At 74.5% G+C, this 19,488-nt stretch carries 18 protein-coding genes and 1 riboswitch; of the genes, 9 read left to right on the forward strand and 9 right to left on the reverse strand.

What is annotated here, in order from left to right; genetic code table 11:
• Positions 1-55: 55 nt before the first annotated feature.
• Entirely contained in the window at positions 56-571 is a 516-nt protein-coding gene (locus tag FHX31_RS00110; protein ID WP_013288856.1) for a GNAT family N-acetyltransferase, read from the reverse strand.
• A gap of 218 nt (positions 572-789) precedes the next feature.
• Between FHX31_RS00110 and FHX31_RS00115 the strand changes: the two genes are divergently transcribed.
• The 3 genes from FHX31_RS00115 to groL all read left to right on the forward strand — a co-directional run bounded on the left by FHX31_RS00115 (position 790) and on the right by groL (position 4,383).
• The gene (locus tag FHX31_RS00115; RefSeq protein ID WP_013288855.1) at positions 790-993 is read left to right on the forward strand and encodes a cold-shock protein; all 204 of its coding nucleotides are present in this window, start codon (positions 790-792) and stop codon (positions 991-993) included.
• Positions 994-1,103: 110 nt separating this feature from the next.
• Positions 1,104-2,486: a hypothetical protein gene (locus tag FHX31_RS00120; protein ID WP_123110816.1), complete on the forward strand. Its 1,383-nt coding sequence runs from the start codon at positions 1,104-1,106 to the stop codon at positions 2,484-2,486.
• Positions 2,487-2,760: 274 nt separating this feature from the next.
• The gene (gene groL, locus FHX31_RS00125) at positions 2,761-4,383 is read left to right on the forward strand and encodes a chaperonin GroEL (protein ID WP_013288853.1); all 1,623 of its coding nucleotides are present in this window, start codon (positions 2,761-2,763) and stop codon (positions 4,381-4,383) included.
• Between the two features lie 72 nt (positions 4,384-4,455).
• Here the strand turns inward: groL and FHX31_RS00130 are convergent, their stop codons facing one another.
• The 3 genes from FHX31_RS00130 to FHX31_RS00140 all read right to left on the reverse strand — a co-directional run bounded on the left by FHX31_RS00130 (position 4,456) and on the right by FHX31_RS00140 (position 8,144).
• Positions 4,456-4,698, reverse strand: coding sequence for a hypothetical protein (locus tag FHX31_RS00130; RefSeq protein WP_013475087.1), 243 nt, complete (start codon positions 4,696-4,698; stop codon positions 4,456-4,458).
• Between the two features lie 70 nt (positions 4,699-4,768).
• On the reverse strand, positions 4,769-5,695 hold the full coding sequence (locus FHX31_RS00135) for a GNAT family N-acetyltransferase (RefSeq protein ID WP_013288851.1): 927 nt from the start codon (positions 5,693-5,695) through the stop codon (positions 4,769-4,771).
• A gap of 43 nt (positions 5,696-5,738) precedes the next feature.
• Complete coding sequence (locus FHX31_RS00140) at positions 5,739-8,144, reverse strand: S8 family serine peptidase (RefSeq protein ID WP_184974477.1); 2,406 nt, start codon at positions 8,142-8,144, stop codon at positions 5,739-5,741.
• A gap of 68 nt (positions 8,145-8,212) precedes the next feature.
• Here FHX31_RS00140 and FHX31_RS00145 point away from each other — a divergent pair, with 68 nt between their 5' ends.
• Positions 8,213-10,030: a glycerol-3-phosphate dehydrogenase/oxidase gene (locus FHX31_RS00145; RefSeq protein ID WP_184977724.1), complete on the forward strand. Its 1,818-nt coding sequence runs from the start codon at positions 8,213-8,215 to the stop codon at positions 10,028-10,030.
• A 66-nt stretch (positions 10,031-10,096) separates the two neighbouring features.
• Positions 10,097-10,594: a hypothetical protein gene (locus FHX31_RS00150; RefSeq protein ID WP_184974480.1), complete on the forward strand. Its 498-nt coding sequence runs from the start codon at positions 10,097-10,099 to the stop codon at positions 10,592-10,594.
• Here the strand turns inward: FHX31_RS00150 and FHX31_RS00155 are convergent.
• Positions 10,591-11,991 carry an FAD-binding oxidoreductase gene (locus FHX31_RS00155; RefSeq protein ID WP_184974483.1) on the reverse strand — a complete coding sequence of 467 codons (1,401 nt, stop codon included), beginning with the start codon at positions 11,989-11,991 and terminating at the stop codon, positions 10,591-10,593. The genes FHX31_RS00150 and FHX31_RS00155 overlap by 4 nt on opposite strands.
• Before the next feature lie 33 nt (positions 11,992-12,024).
• On the opposite strand from FHX31_RS00155, the gene FHX31_RS00160 reads away from it, so the two are divergent.
• Positions 12,025-12,357, forward strand: a complete 333-nt coding sequence (locus FHX31_RS00160; protein ID WP_184974486.1) for a DUF4031 domain-containing protein — start codon at positions 12,025-12,027, stop codon at positions 12,355-12,357.
• Here the strand turns inward: FHX31_RS00160 and FHX31_RS00165 are convergent.
• Positions 12,283-12,918 carry a metal-dependent phosphohydrolase gene (locus tag FHX31_RS00165; RefSeq protein WP_184974489.1) on the reverse strand — a complete coding sequence of 212 codons (636 nt, stop codon included), beginning with the start codon at positions 12,916-12,918 and terminating at the stop codon, positions 12,283-12,285. The genes FHX31_RS00160 and FHX31_RS00165 overlap by 75 nt on opposite strands.
• A gap of 69 nt (positions 12,919-12,987) precedes the next feature.
• On the opposite strand from FHX31_RS00165, the gene FHX31_RS00170 reads away from it, so the two are divergent.
• Entirely contained in the window at positions 12,988-14,241 is a 1,254-nt protein-coding gene (locus FHX31_RS00170) for an FUSC family protein (RefSeq protein ID WP_184974492.1), read from the forward strand.
• A gap of 143 nt (positions 14,242-14,384) precedes the next feature.
• Here FHX31_RS00170 and FHX31_RS00175 read toward each other — a convergent pair whose 3' ends face one another.
• Complete coding sequence (locus tag FHX31_RS00175; protein ID WP_184974495.1) at positions 14,385-15,647, reverse strand: aminotransferase class V-fold PLP-dependent enzyme; 1,263 nt, start codon at positions 15,645-15,647, stop codon at positions 14,385-14,387.
• Between the two features lie 45 nt (positions 15,648-15,692).
• Positions 15,693-15,815: riboswitch (SAM riboswitch) on the reverse strand.
• 23 nt (positions 15,816-15,838) lie between these two features.
• Here FHX31_RS00175 and FHX31_RS00180 point away from each other — a divergent pair.
• On the forward strand, positions 15,839-17,353 hold the full coding sequence (locus FHX31_RS00180; protein ID WP_184974498.1) for a PrsW family intramembrane metalloprotease: 1,515 nt from the start codon (positions 15,839-15,841) through the stop codon (positions 17,351-17,353).
• A 27-nt stretch (positions 17,354-17,380) separates the two neighbouring features.
• Here FHX31_RS00180 and FHX31_RS00185 read toward each other — a convergent pair whose 3' ends face one another.
• Positions 17,381-17,539, reverse strand: a complete 159-nt coding sequence (locus tag FHX31_RS00185; RefSeq protein WP_162881441.1) for a hypothetical protein — start codon at positions 17,537-17,539, stop codon at positions 17,381-17,383.
• A 118-nt stretch (positions 17,540-17,657) separates the two neighbouring features.
• The gene (locus FHX31_RS00190) at positions 17,658-18,005 is read right to left on the reverse strand and encodes a GroES family chaperonin (RefSeq protein ID WP_013288840.1); all 348 of its coding nucleotides are present in this window, start codon (positions 18,003-18,005) and stop codon (positions 17,658-17,660) included.
• Between the two features lie 172 nt (positions 18,006-18,177).
• Between FHX31_RS00190 and FHX31_RS00195 the strand changes: the two genes are divergently transcribed.
• Positions 18,178-19,452: an AI-2E family transporter gene (locus tag FHX31_RS00195; RefSeq protein WP_030272135.1), complete on the forward strand. Its 1,275-nt coding sequence runs from the start codon at positions 18,178-18,180 to the stop codon at positions 19,450-19,452.
• Positions 19,453-19,488: the final 36 nt, after the last annotated feature.

Genomic DNA, 19,488 nt, shown 5'->3' on the forward strand with positions numbered 1-19,488 from the left:
GCCCCTTCTTAACGCCTCCGGTAGAGGAGGGGCCCCTTATTAACGCCGCGCCGGCTCAGGCCGGGCGGCGCATCTGCAGCTCGTGCAGACCGGCGATCCGGGGGTGCGGCACGCGTACGCCGGTGTCCACGAAGCCCAGCTTCTGATAGGCCCGGTAGGCGCGGTCGTTGCCGACCACCACCTCCATCATCAGCTCGGGCCGTCCGCAGGCGCGCGACCAGGCCGCCACCTCGTCGACGAGCGCCGCCAGCAGGCCGCTGCCCCGCCGGGCCGGCGTCACGTAGACCGCGTAGACGAGCGTCAGGCCCGGCTCGTCCGGCGCGGCGATGCCGCCGGCGTGGCCGACCAGACGGCCGCCCGGGTCGGCCACGAACTGCGCGGTGTGGTCGCCCCGGGAGACGGCCGCGACCCGGGCCGCGAACTCCGCGTGCGGCCGGGCGGCGGCCTCGGCCACCGTCTCCAGGAAGGCCAGCGGGGAGTCGGCCAGCATCTCCAGCCGGAGCGCCCGCATCCGGCCGGCGTCCTCCGGCCGGACCCGGCGGACGGTGGTCGTGGTGCTCACGCTGGTCATGCCGCATGCATACCGGACGGCCCGCAGCGGGTGTGCGACAGGCCCGGGTACGCCCCGGAATATGCCCGATTTGTGGTCGTGCGCCGTCGTCACGCCTCGTGTAGCGTGCGATTTCGGTCACCGAATTCAGCGTCGCCGATCGCTGGACCGGTGCGCCACCGGTGCCGGTCCGCCGGTTTCCGGGTGTTGGAACGCCGCGCAGAGTGAGGAAGTGCACCGTGGCACAGGGCACCGTGAAGTGGTTCAACGCCGAAAAGGGCTACGGCTTCATCGCCGTCGACGGCGGGCAGGACGTCTTCGTCCACTTCTCCGCGATCGAGATGGACGGCTACAAGGCGCTCGACGACGGCCAGCGCGTCGAGTTCGAGATCGCGCAGGGGCAGAAGGGTCCGCAGGCCGAGCGGGTCCGCGTCATCGCCTGACCTGCGGCGGGCGGTGCTCCCGCGACCGGACCCCGGCCCGGGGGCTGCGTTGCGGCCGACCACCATGGAAGATCATGAGCCGTTCCAGCCGTAGTCGCTGAGGAGGGCCCATGTCCGATCTGCCCCCGTCGGGTTCCACCGAGCCGGCGGCGTCCGGCCCTCCGGCCGACCCGACCGCGCCCCCGCCGCCCGCCGCCGAGCCGGCACCGGGACCGTTTGGGGCCACCGGAGGGGCCACGCCCGCCTCCGGCGCGTCCGGCGCCGACCCGTGGGCGGGTCATACCGGCCCCGTGCCGATCGTCCCGGCCGAGCCGGGGTACGACACCCCGCAGCCCGGCGCCCCGTTCCCGGCCACCCCGCCCGGATGGACCGCGCCGGATGACACCTCACCCGGCCACACCTCGCAGGGCTGGACCGTGCCGCCGGGCACTCCTCCGCACGGTTGGAACGCGCCGGGCACTCCTCCGCAGGGCTGGAACGCGCCGGGCACTCCTCCGCACGGTTGGAACGCGCCGCCGGGCACCCCGCCGCCGGGATGGGGTGGTCCGGCGTACCCGGGCTATCCGATGCCCGGTGCGGCCTACCCGGTCCCCGGTGCGGCGTACCCGGTGCCGGCCGGTCCCGGGGCGTACGCCGGCTGGTTCCCGGGCATCGACCCGCAGGATCCGCTCGTCAACCCGCCGCACGCGGGCATCGGTCCCTGGTTCGCCCGCTGCACCGCCGCGCTGCGGCGCGGCTGGCGGCAACTGCTGCCCATCGTGCTGCTCACCCAGGTCGTCCCGGCGGCGGTGATCGGCGTCCTCACGCTCGTCTTCAGCCCCGAGGGCGAGATGGCGACCGCCCCGGACGGTGCCCCGGTGCTGCCGGCCGGCTTCTGGGGGCAGATGTTCGCCTTCTACGGCGTGCTCCTGTCCGCCGGGCTGGTCTTCGGCCTGCTCCAGGCGGCGGGCTGGGCCGCCGGCACCTGGGTGGTCGCCCGCCAGGCGGCCGGCGAACCGACCGGACTCGGCGCCGCCTTCCGGTACGGGCTGCGCCGTGCCCTCGGCCTGTGGGGCTGGACGCTCCTGGTCTCGCTGCTGGTCATGATCGGCAGTTGCTTCTGCCTGCTGCCCGGCCTCTACGCCGCGTTCGCGCTGGCCCTGTTCGGTCCGGTCTACCTGTTCGAGCGGCGGGAGCCGATCGGGCGGGCGTGGCGGATGTTCCACAGCCGGTTCGGCATGGTGCTGGGCCGGGTCGCGCTGGTGATGGCGGTCCTCCTCGCGGCGACGGTGCTGGACGCGGTCGTGGGCGGGATCAGCGGGGCGGTGTTCGGCGTCGAGCCGATGAAGGCCGTCGGCACCGCGATCGGCGCCGTGGCGCTCGCCGTGTTCGGCGCCCTGCTGGCTGCCCCGGCGTACCTGGCGCAGCAGGTCGGGCTGGTCGTCACGTACGCCGAACAGCGGGCTCAGGAAGGCCCGGTGAACGCGGCCCGGCTGGCGGCGGAACTCGGCTGAGCGGGGCTGTCGTGCTTGCACTCGGCTAGGGAGAGTGCTAAACAAGTCATTGGCACTCGCGTACGGTGAGTGCCAGAAGGTCGGGGCGGTAGGGCCACGGCCGCGCCGGTGTCCGAAGGGACGCCGGAGCGGTACGAGGCCGGTCGTCGCGGGCTGTCCGGCCCGACCGAGGAGACGTCGTCGTCGCCAGGTGGCGACGTCCCCAAGGTGCGTACACCAGACGGCCCATCCGGGCATCCGGGTGGCCCGTGAGTGTCCAGGAGGACAACGCCGTATGGCCAAGATGATCGCGTTCGACGAAGAGGCGCGCCGCGGCCTCGAGCGGGGCATGAACCAGCTCGCCGACGCCGTGAAGGTGACCCTCGGCCCCAAGGGCCGCAACGTCGTGCTCGAGAAGAAGTGGGGTGCCCCCACCATCACCAACGATGGTGTGAGCATCGCCAAGGAGATCGAGCTCGAGGACCCGTACGAGAAGATCGGCGCCGAGCTGGTCAAGGAGGTCGCGAAGAAGACCGACGACGTCGCCGGTGACGGCACGACGACGGCGACCGTCCTGGCCCAGGCCCTGGTCCGTGAGGGTCTGCGCAACGTGGCCGCCGGCGCCAACCCGATGGCCCTGAAGCGGGGCATCGAGGCCGCCGTGGCCAGCGTCTCGGAGGAGCTGCTCAAGCTCGCCAAGGACGTGGAGACCAAGGAGCAGATCGCCTCCACCGCCTCCATCTCCGCCGCCGACCCCAGCGTCGGCGAGATCATCGCCGAGGCGATGGACAAGGTGGGCAAGGAAGGTGTCATCACCGTCGAGGAGAGCAACACCTTCGGCCTGGAGCTCGAGCTCACCGAGGGCATGCGCTTCGACAAGGGCTACATCTCCGCCTACTTCATGACCGACCCGGAGCGTATGGAGGCCGTCTTCGACGACCCGTACATCCTGATCGTCAACAGCAAGATCTCGTCGGTGAAGGACCTGCTCCCGATCCTGGAGAAGGTCATGCAGTCGGGCAAGCCGCTGCTGATCATCGCCGAGGACCTGGAGGGCGAGGCCCTCGCCACCCTGGTGGTCAACAAGGTCCGTGGCACCTTCAAGTCGGTCGCCGTCAAGGCGCCGGGCTTCGGTGACCGCCGCAAGGCCATGCTGACCGACATCGCCATCCTCACCGGTGGCCAGGTCATCAGCGAGGAGGTCGGCCTCAAGCTGGACGCGACCGGCCTCGAGATGCTGGGCCGCGCCCGCAAGGTCGTGGTGACCAAGGACGAGACCACCATCGTCGACGGTGCCGGCGACGCCGAGCAGATCCAGGGCCGGGTGAACCAGATCCGGGCCGAGATCGACAAGAGCGACTCCGACTACGACCGGGAGAAGCTGCAGGAGCGTCTGGCCAAGCTGGCCGGCGGTGTTGCGGTGATCAAGGTCGGCGCGGCCACCGAGGTCGAGCTGAAGGAGCGCAAGCACCGCATCGAGGACGCCGTCCGCAACGCGAAGGCCGCCGTCGAGGAGGGCATCGTCCCGGGTGGTGGCGTCGCGCTGGTGCAGGCCGGCAAGACCGCCTTCGACAAGCTGGACCTGGCCGGCGACGAGGCGACCGGCGCGCAGATCGTCAAGATCGCGCTGGACGCCCCGCTGCGGCAGATCGCCGTCAACGCCGGTATGGAGGGTGGCGTCGTCGTCGAGCGGGTCCGCAACCTCGACCCGGGTCACGGCCTCAACGCCGCGACCGGCGAGTACGTGGACCTGCTGGCCGCGGGCATCATCGACCCGGCCAAGGTGACGCGTTCCGCGCTGCAGAACGCCGCCTCGATCGCCGCGCTGTTCCTCACCACCGAGGCCGTCGTGGCGGACAAGCCGGAGAAGACCCCGGCCGCCCCGGCGGGCCCGGGTGGCGGGGAGATGGACTTCTGAGTCCAGCTCCACCCAGTACGCCGAAAGGGGGCGGGCCGCGTCAGCGGTCCGCCCCCTTTCCGCGTATCCGGCTCAGGTGGGCAGCGGGCGCTGGTTGCGCCGCTTGTGCGCCCTGTCGTACGGCGGTGGCGGCCGCCTCGGCTCGTCCACCGGCTGCCGTGGCTCCTCCACCGGTGGTGCGTCTGCGCCGGTCAGCTCGGCGAGCTGCTCGGCGTCGCCGACGTCGAGCCGGTCGAACGGGAGCTGGCCGGGAAGCTCGTCGGCCGGGCGCCGGGCCGCCGCCGGATCCTCGGCCCGTTCGTCATTCGTGGTCATGCACCGCCTCCTCTGCTCCGACCGTAGAGCCCGGTCGATGGCGAAGGAGGCTGAATGGCACTATTGACGTCTATGCCCCTTTGATGGCTTTCCGGTAGAGGAAGAACACCCGCTCGATCCGGGCGCCCGCCGCGTTCGAGTAGAACGGCACCGGCCCCACCCAGCCGATCTGCGCCGCGGTGATCCCGGCCGCCGCCTGGTCGCGCAGGCACCGGCGCAGCAGCACGCCGCCGATCCCGGAGCCCTCCGCCGCCGGTGCGGTGCCCATCGGCCCGAACCAGCTAGGCCGCGCCGAACCGTACGCGGCGAACCCGAGGATCTCGCCGTCCCGCTCGGCCAGGTGCACACCCGCGTCCGGCCGCCCCACCGAACCGGCCAGCTCACCGTCCCAGGCGCCGCCGAACGTGGACCTGGCGAACGCGGCGAGCGCCGGCAGGTCGTCGGAGGCGGCACGGCGTACCGTCACGCCCCGCCCGGCCAGCCGCTGCTCGGCGGCCTCGGTGGGCCGCAGCGCCGCCGACCCCTCGGACAGTTCGGCGGTCATGTTCCAGGCGGTACGGTCCTGCCGGTAGCCGAGCCGCTGCGCGGCGCAGACCGCCGGGGTGTAGCGCACGTCGACGCCCGGCCAGGCGTAGTGCGGCGGGTTGCCGGCGAGCAGCACCTCGGCCGCGCCGAGCGCGCCGAGCCGGCTCTCCGCCTCGGTCAGCAGCGCCCCGCCCACGCCCTGGCGGCGCTCAGTGGGCGCGACAGCGACCAGGTCGACGTGGCCGAGGCGCGGATCGGCCGCCGACAGCGACCCGACGAGTACGCCGACCAGCGCGCCGTCGCGTACCGCACCGAGGCGCAGCACCGGACGGTCGGCTGCGGCCCGCTCCGCCACGGTGACCACCACGGCTGACGCCTCGGCCGCGTCCTCCGGCAGATCGAACGACAGCCGGCACAGCTCGACCACCTCGGGCAGCCGGTCCCGGCCCAGCTCGATGATCTCCACGTCCATGGACGCCGACCCTAGGGCATCGGCAGACCAATGGACAGGGTTGTTAACCGGTCGCCACCGACCGGGCCGCGCGGACCGCCGCGTACGCGTCCACGAGCCCGGCGCCGGAGACGTCCTGCGGTCCACCGCAGGCGTCGGCGGGCTGGGTGACCGGCTGCGCGGTGTCGCGCAGGATCGCCCTGGTCCGCTCCAGGTCTCCGACCAGCGCCGGGTTCGCCGACCACATCAGCGCCACCACGCCCGCGACCTGTGGCGTGGCCATCGAGGTGCCGTCCAGGGTGGCGTACCCGCCGCCCGGCATCGCGGACAGCACCGCGGCGCCCGGGGCGACCAGGTCCGGCTTGGCCCGACCGTCCGGCGCCGGACCGCGGCTGGAGAACTCGGTGACGCGCCGCTGCCGGTCCACCGCCCCGACGGTCAGCACGTCCGGGTACGGCGCGGGCGCATCGTTGATCGAGCCGCACGACGGGCCGGTGTTCCCGGCCGCGGCCACCACCAGGATGCCGGCCGCGGTCAGCGCGGCGGTCGCCGGTCGCAGCGCCCCCGGGTCGCACCCCTCCACCGGCGGGCAGCCCCACGAGTTGGTGAGCACGTCCGGGGCGCGTGAGGGACGGCCGTCGGTGAGCGGGTTCCCGCCCTCGGGGAACGGGGCCAGCATGAACTGGAGGCAGTCGAGGTAGCGGGCCGGGCTGCCCATGTTGCGCTCCAGGTTGACGCAGCCGACCCAGCTCGCACCCGGCGCCACGCCGACCCCGTCCCGGCCCACCGCACTGCCCAGCGTGTGCGTCCCGTGGCCACCCCGGTCGGCCGGGGCGCGGCGGCCCTCCCACGGGTCGTACCACGAGTCGTCGCCGCCCCGGAAGCCGCCCGCGAGCGCCGGGTGCCGGCCGTCCACCCCGGAGTCGGAGCTGCCGACCACCACGCCGGACCCGGTGACGCCCAGGTCCGACCAGACCCGGTCCGCGCCGATCAGCGAGACGTTCCAGGCCGGGCCGGCCGGCGCCGGGGCGTCGCCGCGCGCCTGCGGGGCGAGCGCGGGCAGCGGGCGCAGGCGCTGGCTCACCAGCACCCGGGCCACCTCGGGACGGCTGGACAGCCAGGCCCGCACCGCCGGCCCGCCGTCCGTCTCGATCGCGTTCACCAGGTAGTACGGCGTCGGGTTCAGCCGCATCCCGGCCAGCGTGCGGCGCAGGTCGACCTGCGTGCGGTCGGCTGTGGCCACCAGCCGCCGGTAGACCTCGGTCGCCCGGACGTCCCGCCCGGCCCGGCCCGGCGTCCCGGCCGGCAGGCCGGTCAGATCGGCCTGCTCGCGCAACACCACCAGCAGCCGCTCGCCGTACAGTCCGGGCCGGCCGGGGACCACGTACACCACGGCGACGGCGGCGAGCAGCGCGGCGGCGACCAGCGCGGCCGGACCGCGCCGGGGCGCGCGGGCGCGGGACCGGGCGAGCAGCACGCCGTACCCGACTGCGAGCAGGACCGCGACGGCGAACGCCACGCCGGTGCCCACCGCGACCCAGAACGGCGCGTCGCGGGTGGCGGACAGCAGGAGGCTGATCTCCTCCGGGTCGGTGAACGCGAGCGGCCCCAGCAGGGCGAGCCCGACCAGCCGGCGCACCGGCGCGGGCCCGGCCGGACGGCCCGCGTGGCGGGCCGCCGCCTCCAGCGCGGCCAGCACGAAGCCGAGCGGCGGCAGCAGCACCAGCGCCGGCAGCTGCACGCCCGACTGCCCGGCACCGGCCGCGAGCGGCGTCAACGCGACCCCCGCGACCAGACCGCCGACGAGCACCACCCGGACCGGACCCGGCCCGAACGCGGCCCAGAAACCGGCGCCGAGTAGTGCCCCGGCGAGCGCGCCCAGCGCGGCGGCGGCCAGGCCGGCCAGCAACGTCTCCAGCGCTCCGCCGAGCGCGCCCACCCAGGCCCACGGCAGGAGTACGGCCAGCCCGGCCGCGATCGCCAGCAGCGACACCGACCCGAACCGGCCCTCCGGGGCCGCGTCCACGACGACCGGTGGCCGGACGCGGCCGAGACGGACGGCGACGAGCGCGAGCGCCGCGGCGGTCACCGCGAGCGCGGCCAGGTACGCCTCGTGGTGCACCGGCGGCACCGTCCGCAGCAGCGTGGTCGCGCCGAGCGCGACCACGGCGGCGGTCCAGGCCCGGCCGGTCGCCCGCAGCGCGGGGGAGCGGGGCGCGAGCGCCAGCGCCAGCGCCGGGGCGCCGGCCAGCAGCACCGTGGCCACCGCGACCACCGGCCAGGCCGCCACCGGCCGGTCCGCGCCGATGACCAGCGCCACCTGGTCGACCAGCCAGCCGGTGATCTGGCCCGGCACGGTGACCAGCACGATCCACACCCCGGTCGCCACCGCCGCCACGACCGGCCACGGACCGGTCTCGCGTGGTGGCGGCGGTACGGGGGCGAGCGGCGGACCGGTCAGCATGGTCATCACGGTACGGCCGGGCCGTGTCGCCGCGCGCCCGGGACGGTTACCGTTGACTGGTGCGTGACCCGAGTGTGTCCCGATCCACGGCCGGCCGGCTGTCCGCCGAGCGCCGCGCCGACGACCTGCGCCGCCTCCGGGCCGAGCGGTTCGACGTGCTGGTCATCGGCGGTGGCGTCACCGGAGCGGGCGCCGCGCTCGACGCCGCCTCCCGAGGGCTGAAGGTCGCCCTGGTGGAGGCGCGCGACTACGCCGCCGGCACGTCCAGCCGGTCCAGCAAGCTGATCCACGGCGGCCTGCGCTACCTGGAGCAGCTGGAGTTCCACCTGGTCCACGAGGCGCTGACCGAGCGCGGTCTGCTCGCCACCCGGCTCGCGCCGCACCTGGTCCGGCCGGTGCCGATCCTGGTGCCGCTGCCCGCCGAGGGCGGCGCGGGCGACCTGCCCCGGCGGTTCTTCCGCCGCTCCTACTACGGCCTCGGCGTGGCCGCGTACGACGCGTTCGCCGGGATCTTCGGCGGCGGCCGCGGCATGCCGCTGCACCGGCACCTCACCCGCGAGGGCACCCGCCGGATCTTCCCCAGCCTCCGGCCGGACAAGCTGGCCGGCGCGATCCGCTACTACGACGGCCAGGTCGACGACGCCCGCCTGGTGGTGACGCTGGCGCGTACCGCGGCGAGCCTCGGCGCGACTGTGGTGACGAGCGCCCGCGCGGTCGGCCTGACCCGGCAGGCCCGGGAGGTCACCGGCGTGCGGGTCCGCGACCTGGAGGCGCCCGCCGGTTCGCCGGACGCCGAGTTCGAGGTACGCGCCCGCACCGTGATCGCCGCCACCGGCGTGTGGAGCGACGACATGTCGCGGATGCTCAACGACGTCGGGCTGCGCCCGAAGCTGCGGGTCCGCGCCTCCAAGGGGGTGCACCTCGTGGTGCCCCGCTCGGCGATCGTCGGCGAGACCGGCCTGATCCTCCGTACCGCGACGAGCGTGCTGTTCGTCATCCCCTGGGGCGGGCACTGGATCATCGGCACCACCGACACGGACTGGCAACTCGACAGGTCCCACCCGGCCGCGACCGCGAGCGACATCGACTACCTGCTGTCGCAGGTCAACATGGTGCTGGACCGGCCGCTGACCACCGCCGACATCGAGGGCGTCTACGCCGGGCTGCGCCCGCTGCTGGCCGGCGAGGCGGACTCCACCTCCAAGCTGTCCCGCGAGCACGCCGTGGTGGAGCCGATGCTCGGCCTGCTGCTGGTCGCGGGCGGGAAGTACACCACCTACCGGGTGATGGCCTCCGACGTGGTCGACCGCGCGATGCACCGGCTCGGCCGGACCCGCTCCTCGCGTACCGCCGACCTGCCGCTGCTCGGCGCCGACGGGTACGCCGCCATGTGGCGGGACCGGGCCGACCTGGCCCGCCGGCACGGGGTGGCGGTCGGCGTGGTCGAGCACCTGCTGGAGCGCTACGGCAGCCTCACGCTGGAACTGCTCGCCCTGGTCGACGCCGATCCGCTGCTCGGCTCGCCGCTGGCGGGCGCGCCGGAATACCTCGCCGCCGAGGTGACGTACGCCGCCCGCGCCGAGGGCGCGCTGCACCTGGAGGACGTGCTCACCCGGCGTACCCGGATCTCGATCGAGACCAGCCACCGCGGCCTGGAGTCGGCGGAGCACACCGCGGAGCTGATGGGTGCGGTGCTCGGCTGGGACGCGGCGACCCGGGACCGGGAGGTCGCCCACTACCGGGCGCGGGTGCTGGCCGAGCGGGAGTCGCAGCTCATGCCCGACGACATCGCTGCCGACGCGGCCCGCCTCGGCGCGCCCGACGTCCGCGGATTCGAGGCCGACCGGGGCACCGACGGTCCGGGCGTTGAACTTCCGGCCTCCCCCAGGTAGGGGATCCCCTACCCGGGCCGCTCGGCCGGTAGTGCGCGCTACCTACGGAAGTGTAGGTTTCCCCGCGTGGTTCGCCCATCCTGGTTGCGCGTCCCCGCCCTGTCCGCCGTCGTCCTGCTGGCTCTGACCGGTTGCTCCTTCGGCCGGGCCGAGGGCGCCACCACATCCGGGGCGGCGGGCACGGCCAGCCCGACACCGGAGGGCAGACGTGTCTCGCTGGTGCAGCGGCTCGGCGACGGCCCGGTCCGCAACCTCGACGTGGACCCGTCCGGCCGCTGGCAGTGCCGCGACTGCGCCGGCGACGGCGTGGACGCCACCGGCACGCTGAGCCCGGAGCAGACCACGCGCCTCCAGCGGATGCTCGCCGACCCGGCGATCGCGAAGGAGACCGACCAGGCCCGCAGCTACAAGCAGGGCTGCATCGGCGTGCTGACGTCGACGCTGCTCGTGCCGCCGGACCTGACAGTCACCATCCAGGACTGCCCGGGCGAGCCGAAGCCGAAGGTGGCCTACGACGTGCTGCTGCTCGTCACCCAGGCCACGCCCGCGGAGGACAGGGGCTAGAACACCTTGCCGGGGTTGAGCAGCCCGGCCGGGTCCAGCGCCGCCTTGATCGCCTGGTGCACGCGTACGCCCACCGGCCCGATCTCGCGGGCCAGCCAGTCCCGCTTGAGCAGCCCGACGCCGTGTTCCCCGGTGCAGGTCCCGCCAAGGTCCAGCCCCAGCCGCATGATCTCGTCGAAGGCCCGCCGCCCCCGGGCCAGGCTCGCCGGATCGGCCCGGTCGACCACGATGTTCGGGTGCATGTTGCCGTCGCCCGCGTGGCCGACCACCCCGATCGGCACCCGGCACGCCTCGGCGATCCGGGCCACCCCGTCGAGCAGCTCCGCGAGCCGGCCGCGCGGCACCGCCACGTCGTCGATGACCAGGCCGCCGTTGCCGCCCGGGAACGTCTCCGCCGCGAACCGCTCCATCGCCGGATGGGCCAGCCGCCGCGCCTGGAGCAGGGCCGCCGCGTCGGTCGCGTCGGTGGCCGCGTAGACCTCGTCGGCACCCGCCGCCGTGCACACCTCGGCGAGCCGGGCCAGGTCGTCGGCGGCCCGGGCGCCGGTGTCCACTGCCGCGAGCAGGAGCGCCTCGGCATCAGTGCGCAGACCCATCGGCCGGTACGTCTCGATCGCCCGCAGATGGGTCCGGTCCAGCAGTTCCAGCAGGCTCGGGGTGAGTCCCCGCTCGGCGATCCCGGCGACCGCGCCACCGGCAGTCGCCACAGTGGGAAAGACCGCGACCAGGGTCAGTGACTCCTCCGGGGCCGGGCGCAACGCCACAGTCACCTCGGTGATCACGCCGAGCGTGCCCTCCGAGCCCACGAACAGGCGGGTCAGGTCGTACCCGGCGACCCCCTTGGCGGTACGCCGCCCGGTGCGCAGCACCTCGCCGGAGGCGAGCACCACCTCCAGGCCCAGCACGTACTCGCTGGTCACGCCGTACTTCACGCAGCACATGCCGCCGGCGTTGGTGGCCACGTTGCCGCCGATCGTGGACGACTCCCACGAGCCCGGGTCCGGCGGATACCAGAGGCCGTGCTCCCGTACCGCGCGGGCCAGCGCCGCGTTCACCACGCCCGGCTGCACCACGGCGATCCGGCCGACCGGGTCGATCTCCCGCACCGCGTCCATCGCCACCGTGCTCACCACCACCGCGCCGTCCACCGCGTTCGCCGCGCCGGCCAGCCCGGTCCGCGCCCCCTGCGGCACCACTGGTACGCCGTGCCGGGCCGCCACCCGGACTACCGCCGCCACCTCCTCGGTGTCGCGGGGACGCACCACCACCAGCGGGGTGCCCGAGTCGCACAGGTCGGCCTCGTCGCGCTCGTGCCCGGCCAGCAGATCCGGATCGGTCAGCACGGCGGCGTCGCCGAGCGCGGCCCGCAGGTCGTCGAGGAGGGGATGGGCGGCCATGCCGGGAAGGCTACCGGCGTACCGTCTGTGGCCGTGCTCTACCTGGACCCGCCCGCCGTGCCCTGGCGCGGCCGGCTCTGGTCGCACCTGATCAGCGACGTCTCGTACGCCGAACTGCACGCGTTCGCGGAGATGCTCGGCGCGCCCCGGCGCGGCTTCGACCGCGACCACTACGACGTGCCGGCCGAGCGGTTCCGGACCGCGATCTGGCTGGGCGCCAGGGTCGTGCCCTCACGGGAGATCGTCCGCCTGCTGCGGGACGCCGGTCTGCGCCGCCCGAAGCACCGCGTCTCAGGCGAGACCGGCCAGCTCCCGGGACAGGTTGGCCCGGGCCGGGGCCTCCCAGCGGGCGTGCGGCTCGGGTAGGCGGTAGAGCGCCGGCAGGGCGAGCAGGTGCCGCAGCACCGCGGCCCGGCCGGTGCGGAAGTCCGGTTCGGGCACGTGCGCGTACTCGGCACGGATCGCGGCGGCGTACCTGTCGTACCGCTCCGCCGGGGCGGCGAGCACCGCCAGGTCCGCGTCGCACAGCAGCGCGCCGTCCGGGTCGTCCGGCCCGACCACGTGGCCCGCGGTGAGCAGCACCAGGCGGCGTACCCCGGTCACCGTCGCGGCCGGGAGCCCGGCGGCGGCCAGCAGCTCGCCGGCCAGGTCGGCGCTGGCCCGCTCGTTGGCGTCGCCCGCCGCGCGCGGGTCGTAGACCGCGTCGTGGCACCACGCCGCCAGCCGGACCAGGTCGGGGTCGCGGGCCAGACCGGCGTACGCGTCGACCACGTCGAGCACCGCCCGCAGGTGCTCCTCGTCGTGGTAGCGCCGGTGCGGCTCCCGCCAGCCCGCCAGCAGCCGCTCACCGGCCCGGTCGGCTCCCGCCGGATCGGTCGCGCCCGCCGCCAGTACCGTCGCCCGCCACCGTGCCGTCAGTTCGTCCATCGGGTGCAGTCTGCCCCAGTCCGGCCCGGTCGGAGGGATTCAGCCGGGGCGGTACGGGTAGTACCGGCCATGGCCCGGGACGGACGACTGCGGTTCCTGCGTCGTGGCAAGCTGCGTGAAGGGCTGGCGGACCGGGACGGGCAGCGGATCGCCTCCGCGATGGATGAACTGCGGCACCGGGGCAAGGCGACGCTGCACGACCGGCTGCACCGGGTCCGTACCGCGTTCGGCCTCGCCGTGCAGGCCGGGCTCGCCGCCGGCCTGGCGTATCTGGTCGCGCACCGCCTGCTGAAGAACCCGCAGCCGGTCTTCGCCCCGATCTCCGCCGTCGGCACGCTCGCCGCCTCGGTGGGGCAGCGGTTCCGGCGCACCGTCGAGCTGATCGTCGGGGTGGCGGTCGGCGTGCTCGTCGGCGACGCGCTCATCTACTTCGTCGGCACCGGCGCCTGGCAGCTCGCGCTCGTGGTGACCTCGGCGATCCTGCTGAGCATCTTCGCCGGGGCGAGCGTGGCCATCGTGATCCAGGCCGCGGCCACCGCGGTGCTGATCGTGACGCTCAGCCCGTCCACCGAGAACCTGGAGTTCCCCCGCTTCATCGACGCGTTGCTCGGTGGCGGCATCGCGCTGCTGGTCACCGCCATCCTGCTGCCGCTCAACCCGCTACGGGTGATCAACCGGGCCGCCCGGCCCGCGCTGGACCTGCTCGCCGGCCAGCTCGACGCCTGCGCCGACGCGGTGCGCAGCCGGGACCGGGACGCGGCCCAGCAGGCGCTGTTCCGGCTGCGGGAGAACAAGGAGGAACTGGCCGCCCTCTCCGAGGCGATCGAGGGCGCGAAGGAGACCAGCACGCTGTCCCCGGCCCGCTGGCACCGGCGCAGCGAGCTGACCCACTACGCCGAGGCGGCCGACCCGATCGACCGGGCCATGCGCAACACCGGCACGCTGATCCGCCGCGCGGTCACCATGATCGAGGACTCCGAACCGGTCCCCGAGCCGATGCCGGACGCGATCGGTCACCTGGCCGAGTCGGTGCGCCTGCTCCGCCAGGAGTTCGCCGCCGGGCAGGAGCCGCAGGAGGCCCGCGAGCGGTCGCTGCGCGCGGTGAGCGAGGCCGGGCGGGCGTACGCCGAGGGGGTCGGCTTCTCCGGCAGCGTGGTGATCGCCCAGGTGCGTACCACGGCGAGCGACCTGATGGTGGCCTCCGGGATCGAACAGGAGGAGGCGAACCGGCTGGTCCGGCAGGCGTTCGGCGAGAACCGCCAGGGCGAACCCGCAGCCCGGAACCCCGCCGCTCATCCCCCCACAGCCCCACCCGTCGGCTGACCCCCGCCCGGTCGCGCTCCCGCCCTGGCTCCCTCGCTCCCGCCCTGGCGCCTTGCCGCGTTGATCAAGGAGTTACCGGACTCCGAGGAGATCAACTAGTGCACAAACTCCTTGATCACCGCTCGAGGTGCGTGGGGAGAGAGCTAGGGGAGGTGGGTCAGGGCCGTCAGGAGGGTGTCTACCTCCGGCTCTGTGGTGCCCAGGCCGAGGCTGGCGCGTAGGGCGGTCGGGGGCAGGTCGGTGCGGCCGGTACGGGCGGCGGCCTCGGCCAGCAGACGCCGGGTCAGCGGGTGCGCGCAGAACAGGCCGTCGCGTACCCCGATCCGGTGCCGGCTCGCCAGGTGGGCGGCCACCTCGGCGGAGTCCCGTCCGGCGACCACGAAGCTGACGATGCCCACCCGGGGCGCGTCGGGGGAGAACATGCGCAGCTCCACCACGTCCGGCAGCGCGGCCAGGCCGGTACGCAGCCGGGCCAGCAGCGCCTGTTCCCGGGCGTGCAGCGCGTCCCGGTCGGCCGCGCCGAGCGCCTCGCAGACAGCGGCGAGCGCCACCGCACCCAGCAGGTTCGGGGTGCCGGCCTCGTGCCGGGCCGGGCCGGTCGTCCAGCGCACCTCGTGCGTCGCGGCGCCGACGTAGCTGGTGGCGCCGCCTCCGGCCAGGTACGGCGGGGCCGCGTCCAGCCAGTCCGCGCGCCCGGCCAGCACGCCCGCGCCGAACGGGGCGTACAGCTTGTGCCCGGACAGGGCCACATAGTCCACGTCCAGCGCGGTCAGGTCGACCGGGGCGTGCGGGGCGAGCTGCGCGGCGTCGACCAGGATGCGGGCGCCGTGCCGGTGGGCCACCCGAGCCAGCTCGGCGACCGGCCAGCACTCGCCGGTGACGTTGCCGGCGCCGGTGACCGCGACCAGCACGGGCAGGCCGGGCCGGGCGTCGCGGGCGAGTTCGCCGAGCGCCGCCGCGAGGGACCGGACCGCTCCGGCCGGGCTGTCCGGGACCGGCAGCCGTACCGAGCCGCGCGGCCAGGGCAGCAGGTTGGCGTGGTGCTCGGCGCCGAACGTGATCACGGTGGTGCCGGCGGGCAGCGCCCGGGCCAGCAGGTTCAGCGCGTCGGTGGTGTTCCGGGTGAAGATCACGTGGTCGTCGGGGCGGGCGCCGAGGAAGTCGCCGATCGTCTGCCGGGCCCGCTCGTACGCCAGTGTGCAGCGTCGCGACAGCGCGCCCGCGCCGCGGTGCACGCTCGCGTACCAGGGAAGAAGCCCGGCCACCGCGTCGGCCGCGGCCCGCGCGCACGGCGCGCTGGCGGCGTGGTCCAGGTTGATCTCCCCCGGTACGCCGAGCACGCCGAGCGGGTCGGGCCGGACCGGCGCGGGCAGCACGGGCAGCGAGGGTACGAGGGTGACGGTCATGCCGGAGCCTCCCGGGTCACAGGACCCCAGGTGGTGCCGGGACGGGGTCCGCGCTTGCCCGGCGCGCGGAGCGGCACCGGGCCCGGTCATCACCCGGGGCACCCCACCGCGAACCTCGACGAGGGTTGCCGGCCAGCAAGCCGGGGCTTGACGCTGGCGCTCGTGACCTGTCCGGGAGCATAGCCCTCACGATGCGACCGGACCAGTGGGTCGCAGGTGACTACGCTGACCGCATGGCCGACACCCCGCCCGGCGCAGCCCCGCCGCCACCGCATGCGCCCGCCGCCCCGCCGGGGGCGCCGACGCCCCGGATGCCGCTGCGCCGGCTCGGCTGGCGGCGCTTCCTGGTGCTGGCCGGCGTGGTGCTGCTGATCGCGGCCGGTGCGCTGTTCATGGTGTTCACGCTCGGCGAGAGCCTGGGCGCCGAGGCGCTGCTGATCGGCGTGATCGCGGCGATCCTGCCGGTGCCGGTGCTGGTCTTCTGCTTCCTCTGGCTCGACCGTTACGAGCCGGAGCCGCTGAAGTATCTGATCTTCTGCTTCGCCTGGGGCGCCTTCGTCTCCACCGCGATCTCGCTGCTGGTGAACACGGCCAGCGCGGGGCTGTTCGAGGACCGAGGGCTGCCGGTCGCGCTGACCGCGGTGCTGGTCGCGCCGTTCATCGAGGAGCTGACCAAGGCGGCCGGTCCGCTCCTGGTGCTGATCTTCCGGCGGCGGGAGTTCTCCGGGATCACCGACGGCCTGGTCTACTGCGGGCTCTCCGCGGTCGGCTTCGCCATGGTGGAGAACATCCTCTACCTGGGCGGGCACGGCTACCGCGCCGGCGCCGACGAGTACGGCCCGGCCACCGGCGCGCAGCAGGTGATCGCGATCTTCATCGTCCGGATCCTGCTGTTCGGCTTCGCCCACCCGCTGTTCACGTCGATGACCGGCGTCGGGCTGGGCGTGGCCGCGCGTACCGCCGACCGGCGCGTGCGGGTGCTCGCGCCGCTCGCCGGGCTGCTGCTGGCGATGATCCTGCACGGCACCTGGAACCTGCTGCCCTCGCTGGCCCAGGCCACCGGGGAGGTGGTGATCGTGCTCTACGGCTACATCGGCGTGATGGTGCCGATCTTCTTCGCGATGGTCGGGCTGGCGGTCTGGCTGCGCGCCTGGGAGGGCCGGCTGACCGAGCGCACGTTGCCGGACTACGTCCGAGCGGGCTGGCTCACCCCGCCCGAGGTGGCGGCGCTGGGCAGCCTGGGCCGCCGGCACGCGGCGCGTACGTGGGCGCGCCGGGTCGCCGGTGACGGCGGGGTACGCGCGATGCGCGGCTACCAGTTCGCCGCGACCCGCCTGGCGCTGCTGCGCGACGGGATGCGCCGGGGACTGGACCGCAAGCCGGAGGAGCGGGAGCGGACGGCACGGGAGGAACGGGAACTGCTGGACGCGATCACCGCGTACCGGTCGTTCTTCGTCGGTCGCGACCCGCAGGCGCCGGTCGGGGTCTGGGACGGTCAGCGCTACCACCTGCGGTTCCCGGACGGTTCGCAGCGCCCGGTCGAGGCACCGGACGACCCGGTGGTGCCGATCCCGGTGGTGCTGGCCCAGCCGCCCGCCTTCCCGCAGGGCGGCTACGGTCCGGGCGGCTGGCACGGCGGCCCGGGTGCCGGGCACGGACCGGGCGGCTGGCACGACCCGGGCGCGCCCTGGCATCCCGGGCGCTGAGGCCGGGCGGCTCGTCGTGGGCGCCGGTCAGCTCATCAGGCCGGTCAGGAAGTCGCCGAGCCCCTGGGCGATGGCCATCAGCGCGCCGCCGATGCCCTTGAACACCTGCGCCGCGCCGTCCGGCCGGAACGCCATGAAGTAGATCAGGAACGCGAGGAATCCCCAGGCGAGGATCTTTTTGATCACTACCGGCATGGTGTCCCTCCCCAGGGCGCGCTGAGGTGCCTGGGCTTCCCGCCGGGCAGCGCCGCAAACAGCACCGCCGCAGAGCGACCGGCACCGGAGCGCGGCAACAGGTAAGGACCTACAGGTAGAGACCGGTGGAGCCGGCGGCGGTGCTCTCCACCCGCTCGGCCGCCACGGCGTGCACGTCCCGCTCGCGCAGCAGCACGTACGCCCGTCCGTGCAGCTCGACCTCGGAGCGGTCGTCCGGGTCGAACAGCACCCGGTCACCGGCCACTATCGCGCGGACGTTCGGCCCCACGCCGACCGCCGTGGCCCAGGCCAGCCGCTTGCCCACGGCTGCCGTCGCGGGGATCACGATGCCGGCGGTGGAGCGGCGTTCCCCCTCCGCACCCTCGGTACGCACCAGCACGCGGTCGTGCAGCAGGCGGATCGGCAGCCCGGCGTCGAGACTCTGGTCGGCGGTCACGCGAAGACGCTACCGCGTGGCCGTCGGTCGATCCCGGCGTGGTTGGCGAGAGCGCCGGGCGGGCAATGTGTGGCCGAGTCGCCCTAGGGTGGGGCGTACGGACGTATCCTGTGCCCCCTGCGACCTGGTGGGGCTGATTTTGCCGGAGGTGCGCTTGAGCCGCTTCGAGCGGATGCGCGGACGGCTCCGCCGCGCGTACGAGTCGGGCCGGGAGGCGGCCCGGACCCGGCGGGCCGCCGCGGACACCGGGGACGCCGGAGTGGCCTCGCCCGCCGCGCCGGGGCCACCCGCCGCGCCGGAGGCGGTGGTCGTGGGCGCCGCGTCGCCGGCGGCGTTGCACTCCTCGACTGTGAGCCGGGACGACACGGAGGTGCCGCACGCGCTGCGCATCGCCGCCGCGTGGTGCTGGCGCCTGATCGTGATCGGCATCGTGACCTGGGCCCTGCTCAGGATCGTCGGCACCATCAGTATCGTGATCATCCCGCTGACCGTCGCGCTGCTGCTCTCCGCGCTGCTCGCCCCGGCGGTCGGCTGGCTGCTCCGGGCCCGGCTGCCCCGCTCGCTGGCGACAGCAGTGGTGCTGGTCGGCGGCCTGGCTGCTGTCGTCGGCACGCTCACGCTCGTGGTCAACGAGTTCATCAAGGGCGTACCGGAGCTGAGCCAGAAGTCCTCCGAGGGCGTCCGCCAGATCCAGGACTGGTTCAAGACCGGCCCGCTGCACCTGTCCGACAGCCAGCTCAACCGCTACATCGACGAGGCGCAGAACTGGATCAACGGCAACACCGAGCGGTTCACCAGCGGTGCGATAAGCACCGCCGCCACGCTCGCCGAGGTGCTCACCGGCACCGTCCTGGTCCTGTTCGCCACGTTCTTCTTCCTGCGCGACGGCAACAACATCTGGCGGTTCCTGGTCCGGCTGCTGCCGGTGGCCGCCCGCTGGAAGGTCGACGACGCCGGTCGCGCGTCCTGGGCGACGCTCGGCGCGTACGTGCGGGCCACCGTCCTCGTGGCGTTCATCGACGCGGTCGGCATCGGCATATTCCTGGTGCTGTTCGACATCCCGTTCGCGTTCCCGCTGGCCGCGCTGGTCTTCCTGGGCGCGTTCATCCCGATCGTCGGCGCGTTCCTGTCCGGCGTGGTGGCCGTGCTGGTGGCGCTCGTCGACAGCGGCCCGGTGACCGCCCTGATCATCCTGGGCGCGGTGATCGGCGTGCAGCAGGTCGAGGGCCACGTGCTCCAGCCGCTGATCATGGGCCGCGCGGTGGCCATCCACCCGCTCGCCGTGATCATCGGCATCGCCGCCGGCGTGGTGCTCGCCGGCATCGCCGGCGCGCTGGTCGCGGTGCCGCTGATCGCCGTCCTCAACACCGCGGTGCGCCGGCTCGCCGCGCGTACCGTGCCGGACACCCCACCGGACGCGGTGGTGGTCGCCTCCCAGGCGCCCTGACCAGGCACGATCCGCCGACGCCCGCGTCACCCCGCC

Source organism: Micromonospora sp. CNZ286, assembly GCF_014207755.1.

Excerpts from the sequence above, each read along its gene's own strand:
- FHX31_RS00180 (WP_184974498.1), top strand. The coding sequence starts at position 15,839 with ATGCGACCGGACCAGTGGGTCGCAGGTGACTACGCTGACCGCATGGCC.
- FHX31_RS00165 (WP_184974489.1), bottom strand. The coding sequence starts at position 12,918 with ATGGACGAACTGACGGCACGGTGGCGGGCGACGGTACTGGCGGCGGGC.
- FHX31_RS00135 (WP_013288851.1), bottom strand. The coding sequence starts at position 5,695 with ATGGACGTGGAGATCATCGAGCTGGGCCGGGACCGGCTGCCCGAGGTG.
- FHX31_RS00155 (WP_184974483.1), bottom strand. The coding sequence starts at position 11,991 with ATGGCCGCCCATCCCCTCCTCGACGACCTGCGGGCCGCGCTCGGCGAC.
- FHX31_RS00170 (WP_184974492.1), top strand. The coding sequence starts at position 12,988 with ATGGCCCGGGACGGACGACTGCGGTTCCTGCGTCGTGGCAAGCTGCGT.
- FHX31_RS00130 (WP_013475087.1), bottom strand. The coding sequence starts at position 4,698 with ATGACCACGAATGACGAACGGGCCGAGGATCCGGCGGCGGCCCGGCGC.
- FHX31_RS00120 (WP_123110816.1), top strand. The coding sequence starts at position 1,104 with ATGTCCGATCTGCCCCCGTCGGGTTCCACCGAGCCGGCGGCGTCCGGC.
- FHX31_RS00140 (WP_184974477.1), bottom strand. The coding sequence starts at position 8,144 with ATGACCATGCTGACCGGTCCGCCGCTCGCCCCCGTACCGCCGCCACCA.
- FHX31_RS00110 (WP_013288856.1), bottom strand. The coding sequence starts at position 571 with ATGACCAGCGTGAGCACCACGACCACCGTCCGCCGGGTCCGGCCGGAG.
- groL (WP_013288853.1), top strand. The coding sequence starts at position 2,761 with ATGGCCAAGATGATCGCGTTCGACGAAGAGGCGCGCCGCGGCCTCGAG.
- FHX31_RS00175 (WP_184974495.1), bottom strand. The coding sequence starts at position 15,647 with ATGACCGTCACCCTCGTACCCTCGCTGCCCGTGCTGCCCGCGCCGGTC.
- FHX31_RS00195 (WP_030272135.1), top strand. The coding sequence starts at position 18,178 with ATGCGCGGACGGCTCCGCCGCGCGTACGAGTCGGGCCGGGAGGCGGCC.